Origin of the sequence: Pseudomonas sichuanensis (genome assembly GCF_024749065.1) — a bacterium.
Lineage (GTDB): Bacteria > Pseudomonadota > Gammaproteobacteria > Pseudomonadales > Pseudomonadaceae > Aquipseudomonas > Aquipseudomonas sichuanensis.
The window spans coordinates 5,414,816-5,429,462 of record NZ_CP087185.1; the positions used below are offsets into that span (position 1 = coordinate 5,414,816).

The 14,647-nt window shown below is 65.5% G+C and carries 13 protein-coding genes; 2 read left to right on the forward strand and 11 right to left on the reverse strand.

What is annotated here, in order from left to right; genetic code table 11:
- Nucleotides 1-55: 55 nt before the first annotated feature.
- Nucleotides 56-1,501 (reverse strand): histidine kinase, encoded by a 1,446-nt coding sequence (locus tag LOY51_RS24385; protein ID WP_258643403.1) that lies wholly within the window; start codon nucleotides 1,499-1,501, stop codon nucleotides 56-58.
- Between the two features lie 135 nt (nucleotides 1,502-1,636).
- Between LOY51_RS24385 and serB the strand changes: the two genes are divergently transcribed.
- A complete protein-coding gene (gene serB / locus LOY51_RS24390) occupies nucleotides 1,637-2,851 on the forward strand; it encodes a phosphoserine phosphatase SerB (RefSeq protein ID WP_258643405.1) in 1,215 nt (404 codons plus the stop codon).
- Between the two features lie 87 nt (nucleotides 2,852-2,938).
- Here the strand turns inward: serB and LOY51_RS24395 are convergent, their stop codons facing one another.
- The 9 genes from LOY51_RS24395 to LOY51_RS24435 form a co-directional block, all read right to left on the reverse strand.
- A complete protein-coding gene (locus LOY51_RS24395) occupies nucleotides 2,939-3,649 on the reverse strand; it encodes a PqiC family protein (RefSeq protein WP_110996462.1) in 711 nt (236 codons plus the stop codon).
- 175 nt (nucleotides 3,650-3,824) lie between these two features.
- Entirely contained in the window at nucleotides 3,825-6,083 is a 2,259-nt protein-coding gene (gene parC / locus LOY51_RS24400; protein ID WP_258643407.1) for a DNA topoisomerase IV subunit A, read from the reverse strand.
- Nucleotides 6,084-6,093: 10 nt separating this feature from the next.
- Entirely contained in the window at nucleotides 6,094-6,612 is a 519-nt protein-coding gene (locus tag LOY51_RS24405) for a retropepsin-like aspartic protease family protein (RefSeq protein ID WP_125860677.1), read from the reverse strand.
- On the reverse strand, nucleotides 6,609-7,595 hold the full coding sequence (locus LOY51_RS24410; RefSeq protein WP_258643409.1) for an esterase-like activity of phytase family protein: 987 nt from the start codon (nucleotides 7,593-7,595) through the stop codon (nucleotides 6,609-6,611). The genes LOY51_RS24405 and LOY51_RS24410 overlap by 4 nt, the downstream gene beginning before the upstream one ends.
- Nucleotides 7,592-9,496, reverse strand: a complete 1,905-nt coding sequence (parE, locus tag LOY51_RS24415; RefSeq protein WP_110996466.1) for a DNA topoisomerase IV subunit B — start codon at nucleotides 9,494-9,496, stop codon at nucleotides 7,592-7,594. Before parE ends, LOY51_RS24410 begins: the two co-directional genes overlap by 4 nt.
- A gap of 35 nt (nucleotides 9,497-9,531) precedes the next feature.
- The gene (locus LOY51_RS24420; RefSeq protein ID WP_258643412.1) at nucleotides 9,532-10,140 is read right to left on the reverse strand and encodes a YqiA/YcfP family alpha/beta fold hydrolase; all 609 of its coding nucleotides are present in this window, start codon (nucleotides 10,138-10,140) and stop codon (nucleotides 9,532-9,534) included.
- 230 nt (nucleotides 10,141-10,370) lie between these two features.
- Nucleotides 10,371-11,174 carry a 3',5'-cyclic-AMP phosphodiesterase gene (gene cpdA / locus LOY51_RS24425; RefSeq protein ID WP_258643414.1) on the reverse strand — a complete coding sequence of 268 codons (804 nt, stop codon included), beginning with the start codon at nucleotides 11,172-11,174 and terminating at the stop codon, nucleotides 10,371-10,373.
- A gap of 85 nt (nucleotides 11,175-11,259) precedes the next feature.
- Nucleotides 11,260-11,712, reverse strand: a complete 453-nt coding sequence (locus LOY51_RS24430; RefSeq protein ID WP_110996469.1) for a DUF1249 domain-containing protein — start codon at nucleotides 11,710-11,712, stop codon at nucleotides 11,260-11,262.
- Complete coding sequence (locus LOY51_RS24435) at nucleotides 11,703-12,320, reverse strand: NUDIX domain-containing protein (protein ID WP_125860684.1); 618 nt, start codon at nucleotides 12,318-12,320, stop codon at nucleotides 11,703-11,705. Before LOY51_RS24435 ends, LOY51_RS24430 begins: the two co-directional genes overlap by 10 nt.
- A 185-nt stretch (nucleotides 12,321-12,505) precedes the next feature.
- Here LOY51_RS24435 and LOY51_RS24440 point away from each other — a divergent pair, with 185 nt between their 5' ends.
- Complete coding sequence (locus tag LOY51_RS24440) at nucleotides 12,506-13,252, forward strand: RsiV family protein (protein WP_110996471.1); 747 nt, start codon at nucleotides 12,506-12,508, stop codon at nucleotides 13,250-13,252.
- On the opposite strand, the gene cytX is transcribed toward LOY51_RS24440, so the two are convergent.
- The gene (cytX, locus tag LOY51_RS24445; RefSeq protein ID WP_258643418.1) at nucleotides 13,221-14,504 is read right to left on the reverse strand and encodes a putative hydroxymethylpyrimidine transporter CytX; all 1,284 of its coding nucleotides are present in this window, start codon (nucleotides 14,502-14,504) and stop codon (nucleotides 13,221-13,223) included. The two genes, LOY51_RS24440 and cytX, sit on opposite strands and share 32 nt — an antisense overlap.
- Nucleotides 14,505-14,647 lie beyond the last annotated feature (143 nt).

Consider the following 14,647-nt stretch of genomic DNA (forward strand, 5'->3'; position numbering starts at 1 on the left):
CGGCAATGAAAAAGGCCCTGCATCTGCAGGGCCTTTTCTTTTGGTGCATGGCGTATCAGGCGCGGCGTTCGTGCATCCGCGCCAGCTGGCGTTCCAGCATCGACGGGTACGGCTCCATCAACCGCTCCACGCAGCTCGCGCCCTCGGGGCTGGCAATCGGGCGGATCCGCGCACGCTGGCGCACCAGGGCATCGTCGCTGATGCGCCGTTCCACCAGCAGCAGGTTGCGGCTGTGCTGCGACAGCGCCAGGGCGTCCTGGGCCTGTTCGGTCATCAGCAGGTCAACCTGGTCCAGGCCCTGCAAGTCATCGGCCAGCACCAGGCCCAGTTGCAGTTGCAGGGTGATGCCGCTGTCGGCCACCTCGATCTGCAGGGCATGGCCCAGGGCACGCAACAGCTCACCACAGCAGATGGCGTTGGTCAGGTAGTCCTCGCCAGAGTCGCGGCTGTGGAACAGCAGCAGGGTGCCGCCGTCGCTCAGCGTGTGCACTTCGCCTTCATACAGCGAGGCAGCCTGGTCGAGGCAGTCGTTGTAGCGCTCCAGCAGCTCGGCCAGGCGGGTGCGCGGCAGGCGGCGCAGTTGCTCCTGGGAGCCCAGCTGGACGGCCAGCACGGCGCTGCTCTGGGGCTCGTTCGACTCGACGGCGATCGGCTTGGCGGGGGCGGCTTCTTCGTCCATCAGGCCGGCAAAGGCTTCGTCATCGTCTTCAGCCTCGTGCACGGCGGGCCTGGTGCGCGGGGCGGCCTTTGGCGCTACCGGCGCGTCGTCGAAGTCGTCTTCTTCCTCGACCTCTGGCTCCGGCGGCGGTGGCGGCGCGAGGCGGGCGTGCAGCTGGCGGGCCAGGTCGCCGATTTCGTCCTGGCGGTCGATGGCCGGGGTGTAGGGATGCGGGTCGCGCAGCCAGACCCGCAGTTGCAGCAGCGGGGTGGAGATGAAACGGCCCAGGCGCAGGCTCAGGGTGAGGGCCAGCGCCAGCAGGATGGCGGCAAGGATGCCCATGCTCTGCAGGCTGATCAGCATCGGCTGCTGGAACTGGCTCATGTCCAGGCTGATGCGCAGTTGGCCGGCGGTCACGTCCTGGAAGGTGATCTTGGTCTGGTACACCCCTTCTGCCTCGCCCAGCAGGCTGTTGCGCGGGCGCTGGCCGGCCTCGGCGAGGATGCGGTTGTCCACGCTGTAGATGGCGGCGTGCGCCACCAGCGGGTTCTTCACCAGGTTGCCGAGCAGCACATTGAGGCTGAGGATGTCGTTGGACACCAGCAGTTCGGTGGCCGAGGTGGCGGTCTGCGTGGTCAGGCTCTGGCCAACGGCATCGGCCTGCTCATGCATGGCCTGCTTGAACTGCAAACCCATCACGCAGGCATAGATCACCAAGGCCAGGGCCACCAGGAAGATGTTATGGCTGGCGATACGCAGGGCCAGGGGGATTCGGCGCTGGCTGAGGGCTCGGTAGATCATCAGGAAGAAGTTGTCGGTTTTGACGGGCGTGGGCCGGTTCACAGAGCGCGGCTCTTAATGGCGAGAAAGTGCTGCGCAGTATAGCGAGCAGAGTTTTGTCGGCAAAGTATCGTTGGCGCCCGATGGTCACGGAAAATCGGTAGAATGCGCATTTTTCATCGAAGTCGGAGCCCGGTCTTGCGCGAAATCGTCCTGATCAACATCACTGGTGAAGACCGTCCGGGTCTTACCGCTGCCATCACCGGCGTCCTGCTCCAGGGCGGTGTGAACATTCTCGACATTGGTTTGGCGGTGATGCACGGCACGCTGTCGTTCGGCATCCTGGTCGACATTCCCGACAACGAGGTCGCCACCGGGCTGCTGCAAAGCGTGCAATCGAAGGCCCACGAGCTGAACCTGCAGGCGCGTTACACGCCGATCTCCGAAGCCGATTACCAGCACTGGGCCGACAGCCAGGGCGAGGCGCGCCATATCATCACCCTGCTCAGCCGCCGGGTCACCCCGGAGCAGCTGCAGCGGGTCAGCGCGATCATCAGCCAGTACGGCCTGACCATCGAGCGCATCGAGCGCCTGTCCGCCCGTGTGGCGCTGGATGCCGATGCCGATAACGGCAAGGCCGCGCTGGAGATTTCCGCGCGTGGCGAACCAACCGATGCCCAGGCCCTGCGTGCCGACTTCTTTGCCCTGTGCGAAGCACTGAACATCGACATCGCCTTCCAGCGCGACGACCTGTTCCGTCGCAACCGCCGCCTGGCCGTGTTCGACATGGACTCCACGCTGATCGAGGCCGAAGTGATCGATGAGCTGGCCAAGGCCGCTGGCGTGGGCGAGCAGGTGGCGGAGATCACTGAGCGTGCCATGCGTGGCGAGCTGGATTTCCGCGCCAGCTTCAAGGAGCGCATGGCGCTGCTCAAGGGCCTGGACGTTGGCGTACTCGACCAGATCGGCGCGTCGCTGCGCTTGACCGAGGGTGCCGAACACCTGTTCGCCGAGCTCAAGCGCCTGGGCTACAAGACCGCCATTCTCTCCGGTGGCTTCACCTACTTCGCCAAGCAGGTGCAGGCGCGCCTGGGCATCGACTACGTGTTCGCCAACGAGCTGGAAGTGGTCGATGGCAAGGTGACCGGTGTTGCCGTCGAGCCGATTGTCGACGCGCAGCGCAAGGCTGAACTGCTGCAGAAGCTGGCTGCTGAAGAGGGGCTGCAGCTGGAGCAGACCATCGCCGTGGGCGATGGCGCCAACGACCTGCCAATGCTGTCGCTGGCCGGGCTGGGTGTGGCGTTCCGCGCCAAGCCGCTGGTGCGCCAGTCGGCCAAGCAGGCCATCTCCACGCTGGGGCTCGATGGCGTGCTGTACCTGCTGGGCCTGCGCGATCGCGACGCGCGCAGCTGATGATTGGCACCCCTTCGCCGGCGTGCCGGCGAAGACCGAGGCAATAAAAAAGCCCGCATCGCTGCGGGCTTTTTCATGGCTGGCGGATCAGAACCGATAGACTTCCATATCGGTGCGGATCGGTGAAGCCATCGGGATCTTCGACTTCTCCGGCTCCTTCTTCACCTGTACCGGCGCCGCCTGCTTGCGGGGCGCTTCCTCGGCGATGGCCGGCTGGTTGGCCAATGGTTTGACCGTGTTACTGAGCTGCTCGGCGAGCTTCTGCAACAACTGCCCCTGGGCCTGCACCTGGGCCGATTCGCTGCCTTGGTGCGGCTGCTCAAGGTGAACGATGCGGTTGTCGCGCACCTGGCCACGACGGTCCAGTACACGCCATTGCGCATCCAGGATCGCCGGCTGGTTCTTGCCCGAATCCAGGCGGGTGATGGTCAGCAGCACCTGCACGTCCGGGGTGAAACCGGCACTGGCGGGCGCCAGCACCACGCGCTGGCTGTCCAGACGCCAGGCCAGCTGGCGCACCAGCAACTGATCGATGTCCGACGAAAGGCTACCGGCCCAACGCCCGTCGGTCGCCGCAGTCAGGCTGCCGTCGGTCTGGCGCTGCAGGAAGGTTTCGCGTTGCAGGTAGTCGGCCACCGAAACAGGGCCAAGCACCACCGCCATGCCCGCCGCCTGCGAAGGCTGGCCAGGGTCACCGCTGTCGAGCTGATACAAGGCGACCGGCTGATGCATGCTGCACCCGCTCAGGCCCAGCAGCCCGGTCATCAACAGCGCAAATGGAAGGCGCAGAAATTTCATTCATCCCATCCAGGCGGTCGCCTCAAGACTGACCGCAGTGATACTCACGTAAATTCATCCGGGCACTCGGCCACGCCGGCGCCACAAGTGCACTATCATCCGCGAAATAGCGGCCCGACTCCAGCATTTCCGCCTGCAACGGCGCCGAAAGCGCCGCTGCAGACGTGCTACCCGCTTATGCCGGGGTTTCCACCAGCAGTGCATCGACACGCTGGAAACCACGTGGCAATTTGCTACCACGGCGACCGCGCTCACCCTTGTAATGCTCGAGGTCGTCCGGTTTCAGAGACAGGGTACGCTTGCCAGCCTGCAAAACAAGGGTCGCCCCCTCGCTGACCACCGCAAGATCGGTGACATATTCTTCACGACTGGCCACCCGGTCGCCCGGCACGCCGATGATCTTGTTGCCCTTGCCTTTGCCCAGCTGCGGCAGGTCGGCGACCTTGAACACCAGCAGGCGCCCTTCGGTGGTCACCGCGGCCAGCCAATCCTGCTCGCGGTCGGCCACCGGGCGCGGGGTCATGACCTTGGCACCGTTTGGCAGGCTCAGCAGGCCCTTGCCGGCCTTGTTCTTGGCCTGCAGGTCTTCACCCTTGACCACGAAGCCGTAGCCGGCGTCGGACGCCACCACGTACAGGGCATCGTCATCGGGCAGCAGCACGCACTCGAAGGTAGCGCCCGGCGGCGGCGTCAGGCGGCCGGTCAACGGCTCGCCCTGGCCACGGGCGGACGGCAGGCTGTGGGCAGCCACCGAGTAGCTGCGCCCGGTGGAGTCGATCAATACGGCAAACTGGTTGGAGCGCCCGGCGGCAGCGGCCTTGAAGCCATCGCCGGCCTTGTACGAAAGCCCCGTGGCATCGATGTCGTGGCCCTTGGCGCAGCGCACCCAGCCCTTCTCCGACAGCACCACGGTGACTGGCTCGGTCGGCATCAGCTCGTTTTCCGACAGGGCCTTGGCTTCGGCCCGTTCGACGATCGGCGAACGACGGTCGTCGCCGTAGGTTTCGGCATCCTCGATCAGTTCACTGCGTACCAGCTTGCGCAGCTTGGCATCGCTGCCCAGCAGCGTGGTCAGGCGCTTCTGCTCCTTGAGCAGGTCGTCGGTTTCGCCACGGATCTTCATCTCCTCCAGGCGCGCCAACTGACGCAGGCGTGTTTCGAGGATGTAGTCGGCCTGGATCTCGGTCAGCTCGAAACGCTCGATCAGCGCCTGCTTCGGGTGCTCTTCGGTGCGGATGATGTGGATCACTTCATCCAGGTTGAGGAACGCCTTGAGCAAACCTTCCAACAGGTGCAGGCGGCGCTCGACCTTGTCCAGGCGGTGCTGCAGGCGGCGGCGAACGGTACCGATGCGGAACTCCAGCCACTCCAGCAACAAGGCACGCAGGCTCTTGAGCTGCGGACGGCCGTCGAGGCCGATGATGTTGACGTTGACCCGGTAGGTGCTCTCAAGGTCGGTGGTGGCGAACAGGTGCTGCATCAGCTCGGCGGCATCGACGCGGTTGGAGCGCGGGATGATGACGATGCGGCAGGGGTTCTCGTGGTCCGACTCGTCGCGCAGGTCAGCGACCATCGGCAGTTTCTTGGCCTGCATCTGCGCGGCGATCTGCTCCAGCACCTTGGCCCCGGAGACCTGGTGCGGCAGCGCGGTGACGACGATATCGCCGTCTTCGACGCGGTACACCGCACGCATGCGGATCGAGCCCTTGCCGCTCTCGTACATCTTGAGGATGTCGGCGCGTGGGGTGACGATCTCGGCCTCGGTCGGGTAGTCCGGCCCCTGGATGTGTTCGCACAGCTGCTCAAGGGTGGCCTTGGGCTCGTCGAGCAGGCGCACGCAGGCACTGGCCACTTCGCGCAGGTTATGCGGCGGCACATCGGTGGCCATGCCCACGGCGATGCCGGTGGTACCGTTGAGCAGGATATTCGGCAGGCGCGCCGGCAATACCGCCGGCTCCTGCAGGGTGCCGTCGAAGTTCGGCACCCAATCGGCCGTGCCCTGGCCCAGCTCGCTGAGCAGCACTTCGGAGTAACGCGACAGGCGCGCCTCGGTGTAACGCATGGCGGCGAACGACTTCGGATCGTCCGGCGCACCCCAGTTGCCCTGGCCGTCGACCAGGGTGTAGCGGTAGCTGAACGGCTGGGCCATCAGCACCATGGCTTCGTAGCAGGCCGAATCGCCGTGGGGGTGGAACTTGCCGAGCACGTCACCGACGGTACGCGCCGACTTCTTGTGCTTGGAATCGGCATCGAGCCCCAACTCGCTCATGGCATAGACGATACGGCGCTGCACCGGCTTGAGGCCGTCGCCGATGTGCGGCAGCGCGCGGTCCATGATCACGTACATGGAGTAGTTGAGGTAGGCCTGTTCGGTGAAGTCAGCCAGGGAGCGGCGTTCGACACCGTCCAGGCTGAGTTCGAGTGAGTCGCTCATGCGGGCCTCGTCATTTCAGGTTCTGGCGCAGCAGCATGGTGCCGCCGCGCTGGGTAAATTCAAGTTGTTTGAGGGCGCTCATGCCCAGTAGCACGGCCTGGCCGTCTAGGCCGGGCACCACCAGGGCGCGCACGTCGCGCAGGTGGATATCGCCCAGCAGCAGGCTGTCGATACGGGTGCGGTAACCTTCCGTGCGGCCATTGGCGGTGCTCAGCGTCACGGGCGCGCCCCGGGCCAGATCGAGGTCGCGGGCCAGCGCCTCGGGGATGGCCACGTCGGTGGCCCCGGTGTCGAGCATGAAATGCACCACCCGGCCATTGATCGCGCCATCGGCGACAAAATGCCCCTGGCCGTTGCTCAGCAGGCGCACTTCGACGAAACCATCGCCCTGGGTGCTCTGCACTTCGCTGTTCGGGTTTTCCTGGCGCGCTTCCCACTCGCCGAAAAAACGCGTGGCGAGGAACATCGCCGCCGCCCAGGCCAGCACCATCAGCACCCTGCCCGCACGTTTGCCCGGTGCCTGACTCATGGTTTGCCGCTCCAGCCGCCCTGTGGCGCGGCGAAGCGCCAGATGATCGGCCGCGCTTCACCATCGGCGCGCACGCCATTGTTGTTGTCCACGCCAATCCAGGCGCCGTCCTTGTCGATCACCAGCGCTTCGGCAAGGCCATAGGGTTGATCGTACTGACGGGGCGCCAGCAACGCGTCGGCGGCAAACGACCAGCAGCGCTCGACCGCGCCGCTGTCGGCATCCCGCCGGCAAATGCGGTAGGCATTGCGCTCCAGGGTGAACAGCTTGCCGTCGAACAGCGCCAGGTCGGCGAAGTCCCGCGACAGGGCGCGTGCCCCCGGGAACTGGGCTGGCTGCATCTCGACGCCGGCCTCGCTGAACATCACGCAACTGCGCCCGCAGGCCCATACCGCTTGCTGGCGCTGCACCGAAAGCAGGCCACGGCGCTCGCGCTCGGCGGCCAGCCACAGGCGGTCGCCCGCCGGATTAACCGCCAGGCCTTCGAACAACGCATTGAAGTGCAGCAGCATGCCGCTGGCACGGGCCTGGCGGACCATCGACTGATCGATTTTCAACCAGTTCGGTTCACCCGAGGCTGGCAATTGCAGCACCGCCGCGTGCGCTTCGCTGACGACATAGAAATTACCGGCCTGATCACAGGCGATCCCTTCAAAGTCCAGCGCCCCGCCACGAACGAACGATGCGGCCCAGTTGCGCGACTTCAGCCCCCACGGCAGGCCGGTGTCCGGCGCCGCGGGCGGGGTGAACAGCAGCGCTTCGGCGCGCCAGCTGCTATCGCCCTGGTCGAGGCGATAGATGCGGTCGTCGTCGCGGTCGGACACCGCCCACAACGCCCCGCGGCACACCGCCAGGCCGGACAGGTTACCGCCACGCATGCCGTCGACCGGGTGCTCGCGGGTGAGCTTGAGCTCCGGCCAGTCCTGCGCCAGGGCCGGCAACATCGACAACGCCAGGCAAAATGCCAGGAGCGGACGAATCAAACCAGGACCTCGGCCAGGTTGCCTTTGGTCTCCAGCCAGTTCTTGCGGTCACCGGCGCGCTTCTTGGCCAGCAGCATGTCCATGATCTCGGTGGTACCCGCCAGGTCGTCGAGCGTGAGCTGGACCAGGCGCCGGGTGTTCGGGTCCATGGTGGTTTCGCGCAGCTGCGGCGGGTTCATCTCGCCCAGCCCCTTGAATCGGGTGACCTGCGGCTTGCCGCGCTTCTTCTCGGCGACCAGGCGATCAAGGATGCCATCACGCTCGGCTTCGTCGAGGGCGTAGTAGATCTCCTTGCCCAAGTCGATGCGGTACAACGGCGGCATGGCCACGTAGACGTGACCGGCCTCGACCAGCGGGCGGAAATGCTGGACGAACAGCGCGCACAGCAAGGTGGCGATGTGCAGGCCGTCGGAGTCGGCGTCGGCGAGGATGCAGATCTTGCCGTAGCGCAGCTGGGTCAGGTCGGTGGCACCCGGATCGACGCCGATGGCCACGGCGATGTTGTGCACTTCCTGGCTGGCCAGCACTTCACCGCCATCGACCTCCCAGGTGTTGAGGATCTTGCCGCGCAGCGGCAGGATCGCCTGGAACTCCTTGTCCCGCGCCTGCTTGGCCGAACCACCGGCGGAGTCACCCTCGACCAGGAACAGCTCGGCGCGCATCGGGTCTTGGCCTGCGCAGTCAGCCAGCTTGCCCGGCAGCGCCGGCCCCTGGGTGACGCGCTTGCGCTCGACCTTCTTGCTCGCCTTCAGGCGGCGGCCGGCATTGCTGATGGCCAGTTCGGCCAGCTGCATGCCCAACTCGGGATGGGCGTTGAGCCACAGGCTGAACGCGTCCTTGACCACGCCAGAGACGAACGCCGCCGCTTCGCGGGACGACAGGCGCTCCTTGGTCTGGCCGGAGAACTGCGGCTCCTGCATCTTCATCGACAAGACGAAGCTGATGCGCTCCCAGACGTCCTCCGGAGCCAGTTTGACCCCACGCGGCAGCAGGTTGCGGAACTCGCAGAACTCGCGCATGGCATCCAGCAGGCCCTGGCGCAGGCCGTTGACGTGGGTGCCGCCCTGGGCGGTGGGGATCAGGTTGACGTAGCTTTCCTGGATGCTGTCGCCGCCCTCCGGCAGCCACAGCAGGGCCCAGTCGACCGCTTCCTTGTTACCGGCCAGGCTGCCGCAGAACGGCTCGTCGGGCAGGCGCAGGTATTCACTGACCGAGTCAACCAGGTAGGAACGCAGGCCGTCCTCGTAGTGCCACTCGACCTTCTCGCCGGTGCCCTTGTCTTCGAAGCTGATCGACAGCCCCGGGCACAGCACGGCCTTGGCCTTGAGCACGTGCTTGAGGCGGCTGATGGAGAACTTGGGCGAGTCGAAGTACTTGGGATCAGGCGTGAAGTACACGCTGGTGCCGGTGTTGCGCTTACCGACGGTGCCGACCACTTCCAGCTCGCTGGCCTTGAAGCCGTCGGCAAAGGTCATCTGGTACTCGTTGCCATCGCGCTTCACGCGCACCCGCACCTGGGTGGACAGGGCGTTGACCACCGAAATACCAACGCCGTGCAAACCGCCGGAGAACTGGTAGTTCTTGTTGGAGAACTTGCCGCCGGCATGCAGCTTGGTGAGGATCAGTTCGACACCGGACACGCCCTCTTCGGGGTGGATGTCCACCGGCATGCCGCGGCCGTCGTCGCACACTTCCAGCGAGTGGTCGGCGTGCAGGATCACCTGCACCGAACGGGCGTGGCCAGCCAGGGCTTCGTCGACACTGTTGTCGATGACTTCCTGGGCCAGGTGGTTCGGCCGGCTGGTGTCGGTGTACATGCCCGGGCGTTTGCGGACCGGGTCAAGGCCCGAGAGGACTTCGATGGCGTCTGCGTTATAGGCGCTAGCGCTGGGATTGGCCATGGGGTCTCGTCGTCAGTCAGGTGAATGCAAAAAGCTCAAAGTACAGAAAAGTCCAACGCCGCATACTGCCCACGGGCAATACCGGCAAAGCTCAGCAGCGCCGGGAGCTGTTCGGCGAAGCCTTGGTAGCTGTGGTCGCCGCCGGCCTGGATGCGCAGGGCACAGGCTCGGTAATAGCGCTCGGCCTGGCGATAGTCCAGTGTTTCATCGGCGGTCTGCAACCACACTTGATAGCGGCTGGCATCCAGCGGGGCAGGCACTTCCAGCTCGGCCAGGGCCTGCACGTGGTCGTGGGTCAGCTCCCAGGCTTCGTCGGTATACAGGTTGCGCTGGGTACCGAGATAACCATCGAACAACCGGTGCGGGGCGACCGCCGGGTTGATCAGCAGGGCCTTGAGGCCGTGGCGCTCGGCCAAGTGGGTGGCATAGTAGCCGCCCAGCGAGCTGCCGACCAGCAAGGGCGCGCCGAGCTCGCCGATGGCCGCCTGCAGCTGCGCGATGGCCTGGCGCGGGTGGTGATGCAGGGCTGGGACGCGCAGTTGCTCAGCCAGGCCGATCTGCTGCATGACCGCCTCGAGTTGGCGGGCCTTCTTCGACAGCGGCGAGCTGTTGAAGCCATGGATATAAAGGATGGAACCCGACATGCTGCCCCCGGACGCAAAGACGCGCAGTGTAGCCTGTTCGAGGAGCATTGGTTCAGTGCAGAGATTTTCGCAACACATTCTTCAAATGCGCGCCGCGGCTTGTGATTCAACACGGACACTGTGGGAGCGGCTTTAGCTGCGAACACCGGCAAAGCCGGTGCCATCCACCGCGTCGCTTGCTTCGCGGCTAAAGCCGCTCCCACAGGATTGGCCCCGTATCCCGCTTGGACTCAGTAGCCCGGGCTGTCGAAATCCAGCTTCACCACAAAATCCCGCGCCCGCTCCACCCCGGTCTCCAACCGCCCATCGGCATGCAAACGCAACCAGCGATACCCCGGCTGCTCTTCACTCACCTGGAAGTCCTCGCTGCCCGGCGCGAACTGAATGCAGGTCGAGGGCGTGGCCAGCAAGCGCACGCCCTCGCGCACCTGGTCCCATTCCTGGTGAACATGCCCCCAGAGCAGCGCTTTCACCTGTGGATAACTTTTTATGCGCAGCTGAAGCTGGTCAGCATTACGCAACCCGATTGGCGCCATCCACGCGCAACCGATATCCACCGGCTGGTGGTGGCAGCACACCAGGCAATGACGCTCATCGGCAGTGGCCAACGCCTGATCCAGCGTGGCCAGCTGGTCTTCAGCCAGCAGCCCGAACGTGGCACCGACCACCGCCGAATCGAGCATCACGATGCGCCAGGCGCCGATATCGGTCACCGCCGTGATCAGCTCCGGCGCCACCTTGGCCATTACCTGGGCTTCGTCATGATTGCCCGGCAACCAGCGTGCCGGCGCACCGAACCCGGCGGTCAGCCCGCGGAATGCTTCATAGGAGGCCACACTGGCATCCTGGGACAGGTCCCCCGTGCACAGCAAAAGGTCTATGCGCGGCTGCTCCCGGCGCACCTGCGCCACCACATGTTCAAGGCTGTCGCGGGTATTGAGCCCCAGCAGCGTCCCAGCGGGATCGGCGAACAGGTGGGCATCGGTCAGTTGCACCACATGAACGGGTGACTCTGCGAAAAGTGCTTGCGGCAACGGCCGTCTCCTCGAACGGATTCAGCACGGATTATGGCGATGGATCGCTTTGGAGCAAATACTCGAAGCCGACGGGCGTCACATTTCAGCGCACGGTCGCCAGTTCGTGACCACAGGCCAGGCAGTGGCTGAGCCATTCGCCGAGGAACAGGTTGAGCTGGGCCTTCTCGTCGGGCTGGTGCATCGCCGTGTTGGGGTACGGGTAGATGCTGTGCAGGCGGCGGGTATGCTCGGCGCTGACCACTTCGGCCATCCGCGCGTCGTGATACACCTGCACCTCAAGCTCGGGCACCGGCAACCACGGCAGGCTGTGCTCCTGACGCACCCGCAGGGTGGTGGTATAGGGGCAGGCCAACAGCACTTCGAGCACCAGCACGCCGAGCATCTGGTCGCCCTGGGTCATGCCGATGCGCCGCGAGCTTTGCGTGGTGCGCATCTCCGGCAGCAGGCGCATAAGGCGGGCGTAGTTGGCCTCGCAGGCCGTCTGCAGCCCGACCAGGTCGACTCGATAACGCTCGCGCAGCAGGTTCACTTCCACATACCTCGTACTTCGTCACGGTTGAGCGCCAGCCATTGCAGGCCGATGATCGTCGCGGCATTGCAGATGCGCCCGTCGCGCACCGCCTGCAGCGCATCCTCGAACGCCCACACCCGCACGCGGATATCCTCGCTCTCTTCTTCCAGGCCATGCAGGCCACCGGCCCCTTCACTGACGCAACGGCCGAGGAACAGATGAACGTATTCATCGCTGCCGCCCGGGGACGGGAAGTAGCAGGTCATCGGCCACAGCGCGCTGAAGGTAAGGCCAGCTTCTTCATCGGCCTCGCGATGGGCGACTTCTTCCGGCTGTTCGTCCTTGTCGATCAGGCCGGCCACCATCTCGATCAGCCACGGATTGGCCACCTTGCCTATGGCGCCCACCCGGAACTGCTCGATCAGCACGACTTCGTCGCGCTGCGGGTCGTAGGGCAACACGCAGACCGCGTCATGGCGCACGAACAGCTCGCGGGTGAACTCACGGCTCATGCCCCCGGCGAACAGTTCATGGCGCAGGTGCAGCTTGTCGAGCTTGTAGAAGCCCTTGAACAACTGCTCGCGCTTCGCGATCTCGACTTGGCTGGGCAGCGAATTCAACGTGTCCGTCATGCAAACTCCTCATTACCTCGTTTACCGCATCGCGCAATCCTACTCTGCGCGCCGCCCGGTTTCATCCCTTTGTGGCGACCGTTCGGGCACTCGGGACAGGCGCTACGCTCTCTGTTAGCTTAGTGGCGAACTGAAGGCCGCGCAGGCGGTCCAAGGCCGATCATCACCGTTGTGCAAGGATCATCATGACGCTAGTCAAACTGACTTCCGTGGCCGTGCTGGCAGTCGCCCTGAGCGCCTGCCAGAGCCTGTTCACGCCCAACTACCGGGCACCGCTCGAGGTCAAGCGCGACGCCTGGGAGCACGTAAAACCCGGCTGCAGCGAGAGCGACTGCCCGCTGGTGAACATCGACACCGTGCACTTCCCGGCGCTGCCCAAGCTCGACGCCATCGTTGAAAAACGCCTGCTGCAACTGACCGAGGACAACCAGCGCGGTACCCCGCCAGCCTCGCTGCAGGCCTATGAGCAGCAGTACCTGGCCCGCGCCGACAAGCGCAACAGCAGCTACCTGCAAGCCAAGGTACGCGAGCAGCATGACGGGCTGGTGATCGTCGAGCTGTCCAGCTACCTCGACAGCGGCGGCGCCCACGGCATGCCCGGGCGCGGCTTCATCAACTACTCGCGCAAGCTGGACAAGGTGCTGACCCTGGACGACATGCTGGTGCCCGGCCAGAAAGAGACCTTCTGGAAGACCGTCGAGGAGTCCCACCGCGCCTGGCAGATCAGCACCGGCGTGGACAAGGACCCCGAGTTCGTCAAGACCTGGCCGTTCAAGCAGTCGCCGCACATTGCCCTGACCTACGGCGCGGTGATCGTGAAGTACGAGGTCTATGCCATCGCGCCCTACTCCATGGGCCACGTCGAGCTGAAGATCCCCTACCCGCGCCTCAACGGCGTGATCAGGCCCGAGCTGTTTCCCGGCCGCGGCTGATCGACAGCAGCCCGTGCAACACCCCTGCCAGCAGCAGTGCCGGCAGGGTCGCCCCTAGCTCCGGCGCCTGATTGGCCATGACATGGTAGGCCGCCACGCCCACCGCCCAGGCCAGCAGCGCCCGCCAATGCAGCCCGTCGACCAGCGCCGGCAGGCGCCGACGGCGGACCACGAAGTGGTCCACCAGCACCACGCCGAACAGCGGCGCGAACACCGAGCCGATCAACAGCAGGAAGTTCTGGTACTGGGCCAAGGGCGCCAGCAGTGCGATCAGGGTGCACAGCACGCCGATGGCCAGCGCCAGGTGCTCGACCTTCATTTTCACCAGCAGGCCGGTTGAAACCGCTGCCGAGTGAATATCGGCAAAGGCATTCTCCGACTCGTCGAGCAAGATCAGCAGCAGCGGAATACCCAGCCCGGCGCCAGCCAGGGCCAGCAGCAGTGCATTCACCTCGCCGCTCGGGGCGAAGGCCAGGGTGTAGGCCACGCCCAGGCTCATCAGCCAGGCATTGCCAATGAAGAAGCCCAGCGCGGTACCGCCGAACACCCGGCTGGCGCGCTTGCCGAAACGCGAATAGTCGGCGATCAACGGCAGCCACGACAGCGGCATGGCGATGACGATATCGAAGCCCAACGCCAGCGACAGCGACCCGTCACCCGGACGGCGCCACAGCTCGGCCAGGTCCGCCTTGGCGAACAGGTTCCAGGTCAACCACAGGCAAGCGCCGAGCAGCAGCCAGATCCCCCACTTGCGCAGCACCTTGCGCACGAACGCCAAGGGCCCGCTGACCGCCAGCAAGGTGGCCAGGGCGCCAAAGCACAACGTCCACAGCAGCGGGCTGTTCCAGCCACTGTCCTCGCCGAAGGTTCGCGCGCCCAGCAGGCTCGCGGCATCGCGCATGACGATGATCTCGAACGAGCCCCAGCCCACCAGCTGCAGCAGGTTGAGCAGCGCCGGCAAGCGCGCGCCATGGCGGCCCAGCGACAGCCGCAGGGTGGCCATGGCCGACAGGCCGGTGTCGCTGCCGATCACCCCGGCCGCCGCCAGCAGCAACACGCCCACCGCCGTGCCCAGGGTGATCGCCAGGATCGACCCGGCCAGGCCCAGGCCCGTGGCCAGCAGCCCGCCGACCTGCAGGACCATCAGGCCGATACCGAGGGAGAACCACAGCGAGAACAGGTCGCGGGCGCCGAACTGGCGGTGATGGAGGGGGACCGGGTGGTCGGGGGAGAAGTGGCTGGGTGTGGTCATGGTGGCGCTCGCCGGAATTATTGTGGGTGTTGTGGGCGAGGACTGCGTCCTCGTATCGCGGCACAAGGCCGCTCCTACAGGAACCCCGCGTGCTCAAGGTCGGCGCGGTCCCTGTAGGAGCGGCCTTGTGCCGCGAAAGGGCC